Here is a 15,671-nt window from a genome sequence, read left to right as displayed (position 1 = left end):
AGCCGGGAAGCCCAGTGCACGCGCATCGCAGGCGGGCACTGTGCTGGCGCCGGCGACCCACTTCAGGCCCACCTCTGGATAGCCTCTATCAATCGATTAGTAAATTTCAATTACCCAAATGAATTAACAGGGTCTATCATTCGCTCCATGCCGATCGAAAAACGCTATCGGTAACTGATTCAACCCAAAGGAGCCCAAGATGAGTGCGACACAACGACCCGAAATCAAGACCATGGCCAACCTCGAATCGGCATTTGCCGGCGAATCGATGGCCCACATCAAGTACCGCTATTTCGCAAAGATTGCCCGCGAGATGGGGGACGAGGACACGGCCCGCGCCTTTGAAGCCACCGCCGACCAGGAAGTGATGCACGCCTTCGGCCACCTTGATCTGCTCTACCCCAAAGCCACCATGACGCCGGCCAAGGCACTGCAAATAGCCATTGACGGTGAAACCTACGAATACACCGAGATGTATCCCGGCTTTCGCAAGACCGCCGAGGAAGAAGGCAATGCCGCTGCCGTGGCCGAGATGGGCGAGCAGATCGAAGAGAGCAAAGTACACGCCGCTCAATTCAAGGCCACGCTGGAGAAGGCCCAAAAGCGCTTTGCCGCACTGGCCAAGGTAGAAGAGCGCCACGCCAACCACTACAAGACCCAGTTGGCCAAAGTTACCGCCTGATTTGACTTTTATTTATTGGAACTTCTTATGAAAACCTATCTTTGCATTGTTTGCGGCTTCATTTATGACGAGGCCACCGGCCGCCCCGAGGACGGCATCGCGCCCGGCACCAAGTGGGCCGATGTGCCCGAGGCTTGGGCCTGCCCGGAGTGCGGCGTTGCCAAGGCCGACTTCGAACCGGTCGAAATCTGACACCCCCATTTGCCCCGTCAACGAGGAACCATCGTCATGAACCCAGTCATCATCATTGGCGCCGGCCTGGCCGGCTGGACCACGGCGCGCGAGTTTCGCAAGCTGGACACGAACACGCCGCTGATGGTGATCACATTGGACAGCGGCGACTTTTACGCCAAACCCTCGCTGTCCAATGCCTGCGCGCAGAAACGCACGCCAGCCCAACTGGTGAGCACACCAGCCGCCAAAATGGCCGAGACGCTGAACGTGACCCTCCTTGCGCACACCCGGGTGGAATCCATTGACACAGTGGCAAAGACCATCGCAAGCTCAAACGGCATGTTCAGCTACAGCCAGCTGGTGCTGGCCACAGGCGCCCAGCCCATTCGGGTGCCCGTGGCGGGCGACGCGGCGGACAAGCTGCTGTCGATCAACTCGCTGGATGACTTTGCGTTGTTCCACGCGCGCTTGGGCGCGGGGGACAGCTCCCGCAAGCACGTGCTGATCATGGGCGCCGGCTTGATTGGCTGTGAGTTTGCCAATGACCTCGCCGCCAGCGGCCATCAGGTCACGGTGGTGGACCCTGCCACCAGCCCGATGGCGGCGCTGCTGCCGGCGCAGGCCAGCATGGACCTGCGCGACGCACTGACGGGTCTGGGCGTGAATTGGCACTTGGGTACCACCGTCAAGGCGGTGAACACCGCTGATGGCGACCGGCTTCAAGTTGAGCTATCAAATGGGCAGAAGGCCCTCGTCGATATTGTCCTGAGTGCTATCGGTTTAAGAGCGGACACCAGCTTGGCGCAGACTGCGGGGTTGACGCATGAACGCGGCATTGTGGTCGATGCCACCTTGCAGACCAGTGCGCCGCACGTCTTCGCTCTGGGCGACAACGCGCAGTACGCCAGCGCAGGCGAACGCACCCTGCCCTATGTGATGCCCATCATGAGCGCGGCCAAAGCGCTGGCGGCCACCTTGGCAGGCACGCGCACCGACATCGTCTTCCCGGTGATGCCGGTCGCAATCAAAACGCCGGCCTTGCCTGTTGTGGTGGCGCCCCCCGCCCCCGGCACACCCGGGGCTTGGCACGCCATTGAGCCGGGCCTGTGGCACTTTCTCGACCCGAAGGCGCAGACCAGAGGCTTTGTGCTGACCGGCAAACAGACCGCCCGGCGTGCGGAACAGAGCAAATGTATTTCGTCGCCCGCGTTTTGAAGTACTCGCCTACTTTGGCAGTTGAGACTCCTTCATCTGTTTGCTCTAAGAACCCGCACGCAGTGCACATTGACCAGCAACACCATCCACATCCTGCACTGAAGCTGGAACAGACAAAAGCATTCCACGCAAGGTCCTGATGAGCAGTCTTCCACACCGATTATTGAGTATTTGAGCTCGCTCCATCTTCTCTACAGAGCCTTCGCGATATCGAACGGTGCGATATGGGAGGCTTTCTTGAGATGTGCCGATAGCGGCATCGAGGGAAGCGATGTCAATTGACACAGCCACCAACTCGACGCTCTCGTCCTTGAGTTGCTGACCATCGTTGGCCAACCAAAGGGACGAGGGCTCTGCCACATTGAGGGGCATCGAGACAATACGTATAACATTTCGATAGGCTGCAACCGAAGACGTACCGGGCAATTGGATATCGATCGTGTTGTCGAGCACGATTGCCTTTTGATCCTGCGTCAAAGAAAAGACCGGATCGCTCGCGACAACAACCACGCTTCCAGAATCCTCTGACTTCTCAATTGAAGCCCCGTTGGCGCTATTTGCAGTTTTAGTCAAGGCCCTTCGCAAGAGGTCACGCGAACTGAATTTGGCCAGAATGTCACGGTACGGTGAAAGTACTTTATCCGCGTCCTGTTGTAATTTACTTTTTTGATCATTCTTCGTCGATTCAATGATGGCGCCATGCGTAAGCACTGCGGCCAACAAACCCACCAAGTTTGGCGCAGGATACAAAATTGACGGGCTGTTGGCACCAGCACCGTCAAATCCGACCACCCCTCGATATACAACAGGCTCATCTAAAGGCAGCCTTAGGAGCCATTTTGAGTTTGCGATGAACCCAGGCAAGACCGCCGGAGGTCGGGCAACGGCAACGACGTCCGCAAATACAAATGTCGTCGCCAACAGCCCCCCAATTACGCATGCCGCCAGAACAATCGTTCTAAGCCATCGCTTGCTCATTTAACTGCAGTCTGAACCGGAGCGACATTAACACTGACTGACGCGGTTGGTGTAGCCTTAGCTTGAGGTGAAGTGACTGGCTTGGCGCTCTCGACGAATGACCGCAAAAGGGCGTCACGACCGAGTTCAAGTGATTGGAAATAGGCGTTTGTCAAACCCGGAAATTTCGGGGGTTCGTCCCAATTCAGGTCAGCGCTTTTGACTATGTTCACCGGCAAATACCAATCGTAGGTATTGCTTTTGAAGTTGACGATATATCCGGTTGCCTCAAACAGCCCTTTGGGATCGCTTGTAGGCAGGTATCCTGAATATGCCCGTGTGAAACCTAAAGCAGTAATGTCAATGACCAGCAACTTGTCAAGGTGGTACTTTTGTTGCAGTGATGAGAAATTCTTGCTTGGAATATTGGGTCCTTTGGCCGCGAAGTCCGGAACTGCTTTAAGGTCCAGTGGCTCCTCGATTACAGTTACATTCGCTCCGTTTTTTCGCAACAAACTGGCCATGTCGCCCTTTAACTTTGGAAGATCCTCATACGAAAGCGTCACTGCGTGCGCAGTGAGCTTTGAGTTAGCAACGCTTGCCACAGCCAAACATAACAGGCAACCCGCACCGGGCAATTGAGTATCCAATTTCGGCAGAGCGGTCATTACAACTCCAACTCGACCTGCTTGTCCGTCGACGGCCTTCGAAAGAGCCACTGGCGTCTGCTTTACGGAAGCACATCCGCTGGTAAAAGCCGCCGTCGCGACAAGCATTAGGCTCAAAGATATTTTCAACATTGACCACTCCCAAGAATTTATATGTATTTCGTTTCGAACAAACCGCACTTGATTGTTTGGTTGCATGGTGCTCTGACATTTCAAATGAGATTGATAGCCAGCCACCACTTCCCAAGAATATTCGGCACAGCCAGATAATTATGACGTACCGTAGACGCTCACCCTACGTACACCGCCGGACCGAGGATTGGGAATGGGGGTAGCGATCCCGCCGACTCCTAACGATATCCCCGTTTGCATCCATTGTGTTGGCGTCCCAATGATTGGCAGACCGTTGCGCCCGGCATGCGGAGCAGAGCGAATTGGTGCTGTAGTCAGTCGCTCGTTTTTTCATAATATAAAAGTGAAATTCATAGACTAGGATTATTCGGCGCAACGGTCTACAATTTCGCTCCCCCAACCGCTGGCGGTCTGGCCTTTCGGTCATACTGATCACAGCAGGAGACAAACATGCCCCTATCAACGGCCAAAGCCGAAGAAAAACGTGCGGAGTTGCGCCGCGCCGCGCTCGAGTACCACGAGTTCCCCACACCCGGCAAGATTGCCATTGCGGCCACCAAACAACTGGTCAATCAACATGACTTGGCGCTGGCCTACTCGCCCGGGGTTGCCGCCCCCTGCGAGGAAATCGTCAAAGACCCCAACAACGCGTTCAAGTACACCAGCCGGGGCAACCTGGTGGCTGTTATCACCAATGGAACGGCTGTGCTGGGCCTGGGCGATATTGGCCCCCTCGCTGCCAAGCCGGTGATGGAAGGCAAGGGCGTGCTGTTCAAGAAGTTTGCCGGCATTGACGTGTTTGATATCGAGATCAACGAAAAACACGATCTGGACAAGCTGGTGGACATCATCGCCTCGCTGGAGCCAACCTTTGGCGGCATCAACCTGGAAGACATCAAGGCACCAGACTGCTTTTATGTGGAGCGCAAGCTGCGCGAACGCATGAAAATTCCCGTGTTCCACGATGACCAGCATGGCACTGCCATCTGCGTGGGTGCAGCCATTCTGAACGGCTTGAAGGTGGTGGGCAAAGACCCCGCCAAGATCAAACTCGTGACCTCGGGCGCCGGCGCAGCGGCGCTGGCCTGCCTGGGCCTGCTGGTGAAGCTGGGCATCCCGCGCGAGAACATCTTTGTGACGGACCTGGCCGGCGTGGTCTATGAAGGCCGCACCGAACTGATGGACGAGGACAAGATTGTCTTTGCCCAGAAGACAAGCGCCCGCACACTGAGCGACGTCATCGAAGGTGCCGACGTGTTCCTGGGCCTCTCGGCAGGCGGTGTGCTCAAGCCGGCAATGGTGAAAAAGATGGCGGCCAATCCGCTGATCTTTGCCCTGGCCAACCCAACGCCCGAGATTCTTCCCGAAGAGGTCAAGGCGGTGCGCGACGACGCCATCATGGCCACCGGCCGCTCTGACTACCCCAACCAGGTCAACAACGTCCTGTGCTTCCCGTACATCTTTCGCGGCGCGCTGGATGCCGGTGCCTCCACCATCACGGTCGAGATGGAAATTGCGGCGGTGCACGCGATTGCAGAGCTGGCGCAAGCCGAGCAGAGCGAGGTGGTGGCAGCCGCCTACGCAGGTGAACAACTGGCCTTCGGACCCGAGTACCTGATCCCCAAACCCTTTGATCCACGCCTGATGATGAAGATCGCACCGGCGGTGGCCAAGGCGGCGGCCGACAGCGGCGTAGCGTTGCGGCCGATCAAGGACATGGACGCCTACCGCGAGAAGTTGCAGAGCTTTGTCTACGCCTCCGGCACCGTGATGAAGCCGATCTTCACAGCAGCCAAAAAAGCACTCAAGAAGCGTGTGGCCTACGCCGAGGGCGAAGAGGAGCGCGTGCTGCGCGCCGCGCAGATTGTGGTGGACGAACGCCTGGCCTTGCCGACCCTGATTGGCCGGCCCCTGGTGATTGCCGAGCGCATCGAAAAATTTGGACTGCGCTTGCGCCAAGGTGTTGACTACAGCGTGGTGAACGTCGAGCAAGACCATCGGTACCGCGATTTCTGGCAAACCTACCACCGCATGACCGAGCGCAAAGGCGTGACCGCCCAGGTTGCCAAGATCGAGATGCGCCGCCGCCTGACCCTGATTGGCGGCATGCTGCTGCACAAGGGCGACGTCGATGGCCTGATTTGCGGCACTTGGGGGAGCACAGCGATGCACCTGCAATACCTGGACCAGGTCATTGGCAAACGCGCAGGCGTGAATACCTATGCCTGCATGAATGGCCTGATGCTGCCGGATCGCCAGATATTCCTGGTGGACACTCACGTCAACTACGACCCCACGGCTGAAGAGCTCGCCGAAATCACCACCATGGCGGCCGAGGAAATGATGCGTTTCGGCATCCGCCCGAAGGCGGCCCTGCTGTCGCATTCCAACTTTGGCAGCAGCTGCCAGCCCAGTGCCATCAAGATGCGCCAGGCCCTGGAGTTGCTGCGCAGCCAGACCCCCTGGCTGGAGGTTGACGGCGAAATGCACGGTGACGTGGCGCTGGACGGCAAGGCCCGCGCCACCCTGATGCCCAACAGCACCCTGTCCGGCGACGCCAATTTACTGGTGCTGCCCAACATCGATGCCGCCAATATTGCTTACAACCTGCTCAAAACTGCGGCGGGCGGCAATATTGCCATCGGGCCCGTGCTGCTGGGTGCAGCCAAGCCGGTGCATATCCTGACCGCCAGCACCACGGTGCGTCGAATTGTCAATATGACAGCTCTGACTGTGGCGGACGCAAACGCCGTCCGATAATTGATAAATCTCAAGTTAGCGCCAACTTAGAACGGGAAAAGACCCTTTTATCCTGCCTATTTTTTGAGCATGTGCTTGCATTTTTCTCTTAAATACGCGACACTACGAACCTTGAAATTTCCGGGTTAACCCGGAGTGTTATTGAAGGTGTTTTTCATGTCGCGTCTGACAAGCCTAAAGTTAGTGCTTACTGGCTTTTTGCTTGCAGCAGTTTCAGTTTCTGGTTGGGTCCAGGCCAAAGAGCCTGTCGTTGCAGCCCGCAGTGCCACGATTTCGGTGTCCGAATTGCCCAGGCAAGGCGTGCAAACCTATGAGCTGATTCACCGGGGTGGCCCGTTTGCACATGAGAAAGATGGCGTTGTATTTGGAAATCGTGAGCGTTTGCTGCCGATCCATAAGCGCGGTTATTACCGTGAGTACACCGTCAAAACACCTGGGTCGCGCGACCGGGGAGCCCGGCGCATTGTGTGCGGGGGAGTCCCCCAAACACCCGACGCCTGTTATTACACAGCCGATCACTATGCGAGCTTCAGCAAGATCGTGCCCTGATTTTGGTTTTTATTATTTTGAAGAGTGAAGCAGGAATGAATATGTCACTTAGTCAAGAAACTGCAGCACCTCAGCGTGCCGCAACGGACGTGCCGCTACGCGGCGTGCGTCCGAATATCGTCCAATCCATCCGTGCCTTCCGGGTACAGGAGTTGCAGGATGCTGCCCAGTCCCTGGGTCAGCATTTCCTGTACGCCAACCTGGCCAATGCCCAGACCAAGCAGGACGTGCTCGACCTTATCGGCCAGCAATTCAAGTTGGCCGTGCATGTGGGCAAGAACTTTGACGCGCTGTATGACAGCATGACCGACCCCGTACACAAATCCGGCCCTCAGCCAGGCTTTATTGCGGTACTGGAACATATCCCTGCCAACGCCAAGTTTGACAAGGAAGCGCGCGAGCAATTGCTGGACATCTTCCGCGATGCAGCCGATTACTGGGGGGATCGAAAAATCCCCTTCCGGTGCTTCTATTCTTTTCTGTAGCCCGTTCTGCACACACCAGCCAAGCAGAACGGGCGAACGAGGCAAAGAGCACCGACATGGCCAGCCAGGCCGTGGCCGGTATTGAACTCAACACCGAGTCAGGCGAAAAAATGCCAACCGACAAGCTGTTGGATGTATCTCCCCTGGCATTGCGCATGAGCAGCCCCTTCAATGCGGGATATTGGCTCAACGCGGCCTGAGCGCATTGGCCACTCAACAAAAAACCCACCATATGGTGGGTTTTTTCATGCCTGACGATTCAGCAGATATACAAATGCCGCATGGCGTTGCCCTGAACAAACGCTAGACCGGTGCGGCTTTCAACTGCTCGGCCAATGCCAGGTATTCAGCGACCGGGATTTCCTCGGCCCGGCGCTGAACATCAAAGGTGCCAGAAAAGGCTTTCTCCTGCAGCCAGCGGCCAAGGGTGTGGCGTATCAACTTGCGACGCTGGCTGAAAGCCACCTGCACAATTTCGCTCAACAGTTTGACATCCACATCCACCGGGTTCGGACGCGGCACCATACGCACCACGGCGCTGTCTACGCGCGGCGGTGGGTCAAAACTCTCCGGTGGCACAAACAGCACGTTTTCCATGGCATAGCGCCACTGAAGCATGACGCTCAGGCGGCCGTAGTCCGAGGTCGCCGGACGCGCCACCATGCGGTCGATCACTTCCTTTTGCAGCATGAAATGCTGGTCTTCAATGACCTTCACGCAATCCAGCAAATGGAACAGGATGGGCGTCGAGATGTTGTAGGGCAAGTTGCCCACTACGCGCAACCTGGGCGACTGCTCATCGGCCCCTTGCGCGGACTCACGCCCTTGCATCATCGATTGCGCCAACTGGGCAAAGTCGACCCGCAGCACATCCGATTCAATGACCGATAACTGGGGATGCGCACGCAGGCGCGTTGCCAGGTCCCGATCCAGCTCAATCACCGTGAGGTGACCCAGACGCTCGACCAAAGGCTGCGTCAACGCGGCCAGGCCAGGCCCGATCTCGACCATCAGCTGTCCCGGCTTGGGCGCAATCGCATCGACGATGGCGTCAATGATGCCGCCGTCGGCCAGGAAATGTTGCCCGAAGCGCTTGCGCGGAATGTGTTTCATGGAGCGGGTGGCTCGCGTATTTCCACGTAGGCACGACCGCGTACATCCTGCGCCCACAAGATAAAAGCGTCCTCGAATTTCTTCTCGCGCAGCATGGCTCGCACGGTCTCCTGCTGCTCGCGCGGGCTCATTGCCACATTGCGGCGCTCCACCAACTGAATCAGGTGAACACCAAACCTTGACACCAGCGGGTCACTGATCTGGCCCGGGGCGAGACGGTTCATGCTCTCTTCGAATTCGGGCACAAACATGCCCGGAGTGGCCCAACCCAGGTCACCGCCCTGCTCGGCACTGGCATCCTGTGAAATTTCGCGCGCCATGGCCGCAAAATCGGCTTGCCCAGCGACGATGCGTTTCTTCAGATCACCGAGCTTGTCGCGGGCAGCGACCTCGGTGAGCTGCGGACTGAGGCGCAACAGGATATGCCGCGCGCGGCTCTGCGTCACGGTCATGGCCGGCATGCCAGCCTGTTTGCGCTCAAGGACCTTAAGGATGTGAAAACCAGCCCCCGAGCGCACCAATTCAGAGACACCACCCACATTCAGATTTTGGGTTGCACTCAGAAACAGAGGCGGATATCGATTGGTCGAGCGCAATCCGAGTTGGCCGCCATTGGCGCGGTCCGAAGCCTCGGAGAGTTCGCGTGCCAAAGTCGCAAAGTCCTCACCCGCGCGAACCCGTTCGAGCAACTTCTGGGCCTTGGTCTGCAAGACGGCAACCTGCTCGGGCGTAGCCGCATCCGGCACCACGATCAGGATGTGGGCCAGGTGGATTTCCTGAGCGGCCGGATCGCCGCTCTTTTGCTGTTGCTCGCTCAGGTACTGATCGACCTCCAAGTCAGAAACCCGAACGCGAGCCTCTACATCACGCTCACGCAGACGCGTCAGGGTCAGCTGGTCCCGCAACTGGGCGCGGAACTGACTGACCTGCAGACCGTCGGCAACAATCGTTTTGTGCAGCTGCGCGACATCCATCTGATTCTGGCGCGCAACGCTCTGCTCTGCCAGATCAACAGCCGCATCGTCAATGCGAATACCGGTCTCACGGGCCAGTTGCAACTGGGCCTTGTCATTGATGAGGCGCTCCAGCACTTGACGCGTGAGCTGCTGGCTATCGGGCAAAGGTCTGCGCTGTTGCGCAAACTGCTGGCTGATGCGCTGCACCGCCATCCGCACCTCGTTGTTGGTAATGGGTTCAGAGTTGACCACGGCCACAATGTAGTCCGCCTGCAGCGGCGCACTCGAAGGCATGCGGGCCGGAGCCGGGATCGCCGCAGAACCGGCGGCAGGACGCAAGCCCTGCGCCTGCGAACTCAGGGCAGCAAAAATGGCTAGGCTGGCCAGGGACAGGGCCACGAGGCGATGGATCATGATGGATTAATCGTAATTGCTGAAACGACTGGGTGGGCTGGTTTGCTCACGCAGGTATTGGTAGTTGGGAACATTGTCTTTCAGGGACTTCAGGGGGTTGACCCCCAGGCGGGAAAAACCGACAAACTCAAGCTGGAACATGATGCGCTGGGTCGCGGAGGAAGTACTGGTCTGCAGCCGCTCCAGCACCACCCTGCCCAGCCAGCAACCCGCATCGTACTCAAAACCGATCACGGCATCGACCAGCTTGCGCTCGTTCAAGCTGTAATTGAGTCGTCCGACGCTGTACCAACGTCCTTCGCCCTGGCCGCGCCCCGCGCCCAGATCCCGTCCCCGATCGCCCCACAGGTCATTCAGCGGCCATTGCCAGCCCACATCCAGCTGTTCACTGACATCGCGCTGGAAGCGGTAAGCGGCCGTCACCGTGCGGTAATTGCCGGGACTGTAACGCGCGCCAATGGTGGAGCGAACCGACTGTTCCGTTTTCGGGTTGAACTGCACGGTCGAATCAAACGCCCATTTCGAATCCCAGTTCACCGAGGCGCCCACCAGGACATCGCTGAGCCGATCGGCAATCGGCACACCGCCAGGCAAAGTCACATTCTGGTCGGTGAAACGCAGACGCTGTGCAATGCCAAACCGGGCGGACTCCGCACCGGTCGCCCGATCCAGCAACCGAGAGGTGACACCCAGCGTCAGCAGGTTGCTGTCCGAGATGCGATCGTTGCCGACAAAGGCATTTTCCGTGTAGATGGTGGCAAAGTTGAAATCGTTCGCTCCTGAGTCGTAATTGGGCAGCGAATTCTGCTCGCGGTACGGTGTCTTGACATAGAACGCGCGAGGCTCCAGTGTTTGCAAAAGGTCTTTGCCGAAATAGCTGGTTTCACGCTCAAACACCAGGCCACTGTCCAGGCTGAAGGTCGGCACCACGCGACTGGCGGTGTTCGCGCCGTTGGAAAGCGGCGCATCAAACTGGTAGTTGCTGACGTGAAGCTGAAGCTTGGGCGTCAGGAATCCGCCAGCAGCCAATATGGGCCGGCTCACCTGCAGGAGCGAATAAACGCGTTCGGCGTTGGCTTGCCCCGTGCGCACGCGATCCGCTTGAAAACGCGTGTAATCAGCTTCGATTCCGTAATCGAAGCCGTTGATGTTGTTGCGGGCATACCGTGTCGTCAGCTGGGGCAAACGGTCATAGGGCGGCACAATGGGCGCAGCAGCATCCTGCAGGGTCTGCCACTTGAGCGTACGCACGCTGTTTGAGAAGTCGCCATTGGACCAGGACAGTGTCGCGTCATTGGCCAGCAGACGCTGGGTCAGTGTGGTGGACGTACGGGTGAAGTCGCGCCAGTAATTGTCATCGCTGACGCGGTTCAAATTCAAACTCAAACCAATGCCGCTGTTCGTATAGGCGTTTTTCAGCGTGCCCTGATGCCCATAGGCAAAACCCCAGCGATCGCTGTCGCGCAGCTTGTCCGATGGCATGTAATCCAGGCGCAACTGACCCGAATATTGCGCTTCGAGGTAGCGAAATTCACTGCCCAGATTCAAGCCGCGCTTGCTCATCACCGACGGGGTGATGGTGGCATCGCGGTTCGGCGCGATGTTCCAGTAATACGGCACTGATATCTCGGCCCCATTCACGTTGTCCAGTCCGAGGGTCGGCGGCATGAAGCCCGACTTGCGCTTGTCACTCAGGGGAAAGCTCAGGTAGGGAATCGGCAGTATGGGCACGCCTTTGAAGCTCAACATCGCGCCTTCGGCGGTGCCGACATCTTCTTCGTTGTCCATGGTGATGGTGGCCGCACGCAGAATCCAGTCCGGCATCCAGCTCGGGCCTGGCAGGCGCCGGCAGGTGGTCAGCGTGGCGTTCTTGATGACCATGCGCTTGTCATCAATGAAGTCGGCCCGATCCGCCTGGCCATGCGAATCGTTCTTGATGAAGTGATAGCGCGGCTCATTGAAGAAGCCCTCGAAAGCATCCAGCTTGAGCTCCAGCAAAGGGCCTTCGTACACATTGCCGGCCCGGTTGATATGGACGTTGCCACGGGCTTTGGCCTGATCGTCCGGCTGGTAATACTCGAGTCGATCGGCCTTGATCACGATGTCCCCACGGCGCAGCACTGCATTGCCTTCGACCACCGTTTCCAGATCGGGCCGCCCGAACGTGCGCTCGCCCTGAATGAACGTGGGCAGTGCCTTGCGCGTCGCGGGCGCAATCTCCTCTTGCAACAAAGGACTGCTTCTGAGCAGCATGGGTGCATCGTCGGCGTCCGCTGGCGCCGGCTGCGCGCCAGCAGACACGCCCTGCAGCAAAGCCCATGTGACCAGTGCGATCGGGCTTCGAGGAAAACGGACTGGGAACGCCCTGTTTTTCAGGTCGAGCATCAAAAAGCGCATCGGGCAGGGACAGTATCGATTGTTCGGACAGGTGGGAAACGAAGGCTTTAGCGTTCGGGTTTGTAGAATGGATTATCCATGAGCCAAGCCCCCCACCCCGAACCCACCCCGTTCGCTGCCCCCGTCTGGACTGACGCGCAGCGCGAAGCCGATTTCAACGCCTGGCTGAAAAGCCTGGTCCCGGCTCACCAGTTGCAGCTCCATTCGGTGCGAATGGCCTCTGCCGACGCCAGTTTCCGACGCTACTTCCGGGTGGATTCTGCGCAGGGCAGCCTCATCATCATGGATGCGCCGCCGGACAAAGAGAACTGCCAGCCCTTCGTCAAAGTTGCCCAACTGATGGCGCAGGCCCAGATCCACGTACCGCAGGTGCTGGCTTGGGACGAGGCCCGGGGCTTCATGCTGCTCACCGATTTGGGCGGGCAAACCATGATGCAGGCGATCAACCGGGAGAGCCCTCAAGCCAACCTGGGCCTGTACCTGCAGGCCGTGGATGCCCTGGTCGCCTGGCAAACCGCGTCCAAACCGGATGTACTTCCGCCCTATGACGAAGCGCTGCTGCGACGGGAACTGGAATTATTTCCCGAATGGTATCTGGCGCGTCACCGCGGCGTGGCGCTTGAGGGCGATGTGCGCAAGACGCTGGACGAAGCCTTCAAACTCATCATCGAGCGCAACCTGGCCTGGCCCCGTGTGTATGTTCACCGCGATTTCATGCCGAGAAACCTGATGATCTCGGCCGGGGGATCCCAGCCACGTCTGGGCGTACTGGATTTCCAGGACGCGGTGTATGGCCCCATCACCTACGACATTGCCAGCCTGATGCGCGATGCATTTCTAAGCTGGGAAGAGGATTTTTGCCTGGACGTCACGATCCGCTACTGGGACAAGGCGCGCAAGGCCGGCCTGCCGGTGGGCGATGATTTTGGCGAGTTTTACCGGGGCGTGGAATGGATGGGCCTGCAACGCCACCTCAAGGTGGCCGGCATCTTTGCCCGGCTGACCCTGCGCGACGGCAAGCCCCAGTACCTGGCGGACACACCGCGTTTCATTGGCTACATCCGCGCCACTTGCGCGCGCTACCGCGAACTCCGGCCCCTGTTGCGCCTGGTAGAAAACATAGAAGGCATAGCGCCCACCAATACCCTCGGCTTCAATAGGCCCACAGTCAAATAGTGCGCTAGCCCGCACATATATTACGCAAAAAGCTACACTTTTCATAGCACAACTCATGCCCCGCTTTTACTGTCCTGCCCCTCTCGCCACCGATGCGGTGCTGGACCTGCCCCCCGGTGCCGCACGCCATGTGCAGGTGCTGCGCCTGCAACCGGGGGACAGCATCACCCTCTTCAATGGGGGACCGGGCGGCGGCGACTTCACCCGGCTGGGTGGCGAATATGAGGCCACCATCACCCACATGGGGCGCAGCGATGTGCAAGTGAAAGTAGGCCCGCACCATGCGGTAGAGCGTGAGGCGGCGCGGGCGGTCCATCTGCTGGTGGGCATGCCTGCCAACGACCGCATGGACTGGCTGGTGGAAAAAGCAACGGAGCTGGGCGTCGCCAGCATCCAGCCGCTGATGACCGAGCGCAGCGTACTGCGGCTCAGCGGCGAGCGGGCAGACAAGAAAGTGGCGCATTGGCAAAGCGTGGCAATAGCCGCCTGTGAGCAATGCGGCGGCAACCGGGTGCCACTGATTCAGGAGGTGATGACGTTTGCCGCCTGGGCCAAGGGCACGAACCCAGCAGCGTCGGGTCTGTCACTGCTGCTGTCCCTGCGGCCGGGCACACAGGGCTTGCACGAAGCCACCCGCATTCTTCTTGGCAAGCGCGAAGCAGCCATCACCTTTCTGTCGGGTCCAGAGGGCGGCTTGAGCAGCGCCGAAGAAGATCTCGCGCTGGCGCGTGGTTTTGCGCCGGTCACGCTGGGCCCGCGCGTGCTGCGTTCGGAAACGGCCGCACTGGCGGCCCTGGCTGCGCTGCTGGTGTCATGACGACACCAGACAGGCCACTTAATCGAGCTTGGCGCCGGACTCCTTGACCACCTTGGCCCACTTGGCGGTTTCAGACTGGATGTAAGCAGCCAGCGCTTCCGGACTGCCGGGCTTCACATCCAGACCCAGCGTCGTCAGTTTTTCACGCACATCCGGCAGGCTCATCACGCGCACGGTCTCGGCATTGATACGGGCCAGCACATCCTTGGGCACGCCGGCAGGGGCCATCAGGGCGAACCAGGACGTGGCTTCAAAACCAGGCAACCCCGACTCCGCAATGGTGGGAATATTCGGCGCAGCAGCGGAGCGGGTCGCACTGGTCACGGCAATGGCACGCACATCACCCGACTTCACCAGTGGCAGAGCGGAAGGCATGTTGTCAAAAATCATCGAGATACGCCCGCCCAGCAAATCTGGCACGGCTTGCGCGCGCCCCTTGTAGGGAATGTGCTGCATCTTGACGCCGGCCAGGGTGTTGAACAGTTCACCCGACAGATGGATCGATGTGCCGCTGCCCGAGGAGCCAAAGGTCAGAGGCGTCTTGGCCGCCAGGGCCATCAACTCCTTGACGTTTTTGGCGGGCACCGTGTTGTTGACCACCAGCAGATTGGGTGTTGCCGCCAGAAAACTGATGGGCGTGAAATCCTTGACGTGGTTGTAGGGCATGGTGGCATACAAGGCCGGATTGATCGCGTGGGTGCCCACGGTGGCGATCAGCAGGGTGTAGCCATCCCCTGCACTCTTGGCGACAAAGTCGGAGCCGATATTGCCACCCGCACCCGGCTTGTTGTCCACCGTCACGGTTTGCCCCGTCGACTGACCCCATTTGTCCGCCAGCACCCGTGCCAGCGTGTCGGGCGCACCGCCTGCGGGGAAGGTCACCACAATCTTGATGGGCTTGGTCGGCCATGCACCACTTTGCGCATGGACCGAAGGCAAGGCCAGGGCAAACAAGAGGCCCAGGACGACGGGCAGCTTTCGAAAGGACTTGAGAGGCATGAGAGGTGGCTCCTATGGATGTTATTTTCGGATCCTAGTCGCTCATGACGGGCTTGTAAATTCGGGATTGCACGCACGGGACACGGTGGCGACTCCCCCTGCGGCTTGATACGTTTATAGTTCAGCCGCCTCGGCCCAGTCACAGCCTTGGCACGACCCGTTTTCGATTTTTGAGCG

General features: G+C 58.8%; 15 protein-coding genes. 9 read left to right on the top strand and 6 right to left on the bottom strand.

What is annotated here, in order from left to right:
• Positions 1-199: 199 nt before the first annotated feature.
• From IV109_RS01095 to IV109_RS01085, 3 genes are read left to right on the top strand one after another with little or no spacing between them, the layout of a single operon-like run.
• On the top strand, positions 200-682 hold the full coding sequence (locus tag IV109_RS01095) for a rubrerythrin family protein (protein ID WP_296691059.1): 483 nt from the start codon (positions 200-202) through the stop codon (positions 680-682).
• 27 nt (positions 683-709) lie between these two features.
• Positions 710-874: a rubredoxin gene (locus IV109_RS01090; RefSeq protein ID WP_296691056.1), complete on the top strand. Its 165-nt coding sequence runs from the start codon at positions 710-712 to the stop codon at positions 872-874.
• Positions 875-910: 36 nt separating this feature from the next.
• A complete protein-coding gene (locus tag IV109_RS01085) occupies positions 911-2,071 on the top strand; it encodes an FAD-dependent oxidoreductase (RefSeq protein ID WP_296691053.1) in 1,161 nt (386 codons plus the stop codon).
• A 45-nt stretch (positions 2,072-2,116) separates the two neighbouring features.
• Here the strand turns inward: IV109_RS01085 and IV109_RS01080 are convergent, their stop codons facing one another.
• Complete coding sequence (locus IV109_RS01080; protein WP_296691051.1) at positions 2,117-3,049, bottom strand: hypothetical protein; 933 nt, start codon at positions 3,047-3,049, stop codon at positions 2,117-2,119.
• Positions 3,046-3,828: a hypothetical protein gene (locus tag IV109_RS01075; protein ID WP_296691049.1), complete on the bottom strand. Its 783-nt coding sequence runs from the start codon at positions 3,826-3,828 to the stop codon at positions 3,046-3,048. The genes IV109_RS01080 and IV109_RS01075 overlap by 4 nt, the downstream gene beginning before the upstream one ends.
• 450 nt (positions 3,829-4,278) lie before the next feature.
• On the opposite strand from IV109_RS01075, the gene IV109_RS01070 reads away from it, so the two are divergent.
• The 4 genes from IV109_RS01070 (at position 4,279) to IV109_RS01055 (ending at position 7,822) form a co-directional block, all read left to right on the top strand.
• Positions 4,279-6,588 (top strand): NADP-dependent malic enzyme, encoded by a 2,310-nt coding sequence (locus IV109_RS01070; RefSeq protein WP_296691046.1) that lies wholly within the window; start codon positions 4,279-4,281, stop codon positions 6,586-6,588.
• Between the two features lie 156 nt (positions 6,589-6,744).
• Positions 6,745-7,137, top strand: a complete 393-nt coding sequence (locus IV109_RS01065) for a ribonuclease (protein WP_296691045.1) — start codon at positions 6,745-6,747, stop codon at positions 7,135-7,137.
• A gap of 35 nt (positions 7,138-7,172) precedes the next feature.
• A complete protein-coding gene (locus IV109_RS01060) occupies positions 7,173-7,622 on the top strand; it encodes a barstar family protein (protein WP_296691043.1) in 450 nt (149 codons plus the stop codon).
• Positions 7,623-7,678: 56 nt separating this feature from the next.
• A complete protein-coding gene (locus IV109_RS01055) occupies positions 7,679-7,822 on the top strand; it encodes a hypothetical protein (protein WP_296691041.1) in 144 nt (47 codons plus the stop codon).
• A gap of 103 nt (positions 7,823-7,925) precedes the next feature.
• On the opposite strand, the gene rsmA is transcribed toward IV109_RS01055, so the two are convergent.
• From rsmA to IV109_RS01040, 3 genes are read right to left on the bottom strand one after another with little or no spacing between them, the layout of a single operon-like run.
• Positions 7,926-8,735, bottom strand: coding sequence for a 16S rRNA (adenine(1518)-N(6)/adenine(1519)-N(6))-dimethyltransferase RsmA (gene rsmA / locus IV109_RS01050; protein ID WP_296691040.1), 810 nt, complete (start codon positions 8,733-8,735; stop codon positions 7,926-7,928).
• A complete protein-coding gene (locus IV109_RS01045) occupies positions 8,732-10,105 on the bottom strand; it encodes a peptidylprolyl isomerase (protein WP_296691039.1) in 1,374 nt (457 codons plus the stop codon). Before IV109_RS01045 ends, rsmA begins: the two co-directional genes overlap by 4 nt.
• A 6-nt stretch (positions 10,106-10,111) precedes the next feature.
• Positions 10,112-12,490, bottom strand: a complete 2,379-nt coding sequence (locus tag IV109_RS01040; RefSeq protein WP_296691038.1) for an LPS-assembly protein LptD — start codon at positions 12,488-12,490, stop codon at positions 10,112-10,114.
• A gap of 90 nt (positions 12,491-12,580) precedes the next feature.
• Between IV109_RS01040 and IV109_RS01035 the strand changes: the two genes are divergently transcribed.
• Positions 12,581-13,678, top strand: a complete 1,098-nt coding sequence (locus IV109_RS01035; protein ID WP_296691037.1) for a phosphotransferase — start codon at positions 12,581-12,583, stop codon at positions 13,676-13,678.
• A 55-nt stretch (positions 13,679-13,733) separates the two neighbouring features.
• Entirely contained in the window at positions 13,734-14,495 is a 762-nt protein-coding gene (locus IV109_RS01030) for a 16S rRNA (uracil(1498)-N(3))-methyltransferase (RefSeq protein ID WP_296691035.1), read from the top strand.
• An 18-nt stretch (positions 14,496-14,513) separates the two neighbouring features.
• Here IV109_RS01030 and IV109_RS01025 read toward each other — a convergent pair whose 3' ends face one another.
• Positions 14,514-15,494 (bottom strand): tripartite tricarboxylate transporter substrate binding protein, encoded by a 981-nt coding sequence (locus IV109_RS01025; RefSeq protein ID WP_296691033.1) that lies wholly within the window; start codon positions 15,492-15,494, stop codon positions 14,514-14,516.
• Positions 15,495-15,671: the final 177 nt, after the last annotated feature.

The sequence above is a fragment of the Rhodoferax sp. genome (genome assembly GCF_018780565.1).
Taxonomy (GTDB): Bacteria; Pseudomonadota; Gammaproteobacteria; order Burkholderiales; family Burkholderiaceae_C; genus Rhodoferax.
This window is presented reverse-complemented; position numbering and strand designations above follow the sequence as displayed.

What these genes read in the sequence shown, in the direction of transcription:
- IV109_RS01095 (WP_296691059.1), top strand. Translation starts at nt 200, where the DNA reads ATGAGTGCGACACAACGACCCGAAATCAAGACCATGGCCAACCTCGAA.
- IV109_RS01090 (WP_296691056.1), top strand. Translation starts at nt 710, where the DNA reads ATGAAAACCTATCTTTGCATTGTTTGCGGCTTCATTTATGACGAGGCC.
- IV109_RS01085 (WP_296691053.1), top strand. Translation starts at nt 911, where the DNA reads ATGAACCCAGTCATCATCATTGGCGCCGGCCTGGCCGGCTGGACCACG.
- IV109_RS01080 (WP_296691051.1), bottom strand. Translation starts at nt 3,049, where the DNA reads ATGAGCAAGCGATGGCTTAGAACGATTGTTCTGGCGGCATGCGTAATT.
- IV109_RS01075 (WP_296691049.1), bottom strand. Translation starts at nt 3,828, where the DNA reads ATGTTGAAAATATCTTTGAGCCTAATGCTTGTCGCGACGGCGGCTTTT.
- IV109_RS01070 (WP_296691046.1), top strand. Translation starts at nt 4,279, where the DNA reads ATGCCCCTATCAACGGCCAAAGCCGAAGAAAAACGTGCGGAGTTGCGC.
- IV109_RS01065 (WP_296691045.1), top strand. Translation starts at nt 6,745, where the DNA reads ATGTCGCGTCTGACAAGCCTAAAGTTAGTGCTTACTGGCTTTTTGCTT.
- IV109_RS01060 (WP_296691043.1), top strand. Translation starts at nt 7,173, where the DNA reads ATGAATATGTCACTTAGTCAAGAAACTGCAGCACCTCAGCGTGCCGCA.
- IV109_RS01055 (WP_296691041.1), top strand. Translation starts at nt 7,679, where the DNA reads ATGGCCAGCCAGGCCGTGGCCGGTATTGAACTCAACACCGAGTCAGGC.
- rsmA (WP_296691040.1), bottom strand. Translation starts at nt 8,735, where the DNA reads ATGAAACACATTCCGCGCAAGCGCTTCGGGCAACATTTCCTGGCCGAC.
- IV109_RS01045 (WP_296691039.1), bottom strand. Translation starts at nt 10,105, where the DNA reads ATGATCCATCGCCTCGTGGCCCTGTCCCTGGCCAGCCTAGCCATTTTT.
- IV109_RS01040 (WP_296691038.1), bottom strand. Translation starts at nt 12,490, where the DNA reads ATGCTCGACCTGAAAAACAGGGCGTTCCCAGTCCGTTTTCCTCGAAGC.
- IV109_RS01035 (WP_296691037.1), top strand. Translation starts at nt 12,581, where the DNA reads ATGAGCCAAGCCCCCCACCCCGAACCCACCCCGTTCGCTGCCCCCGTC.
- IV109_RS01030 (WP_296691035.1), top strand. Translation starts at nt 13,734, where the DNA reads ATGCCCCGCTTTTACTGTCCTGCCCCTCTCGCCACCGATGCGGTGCTG.
- IV109_RS01025 (WP_296691033.1), bottom strand. Translation starts at nt 15,494, where the DNA reads ATGCCTCTCAAGTCCTTTCGAAAGCTGCCCGTCGTCCTGGGCCTCTTG.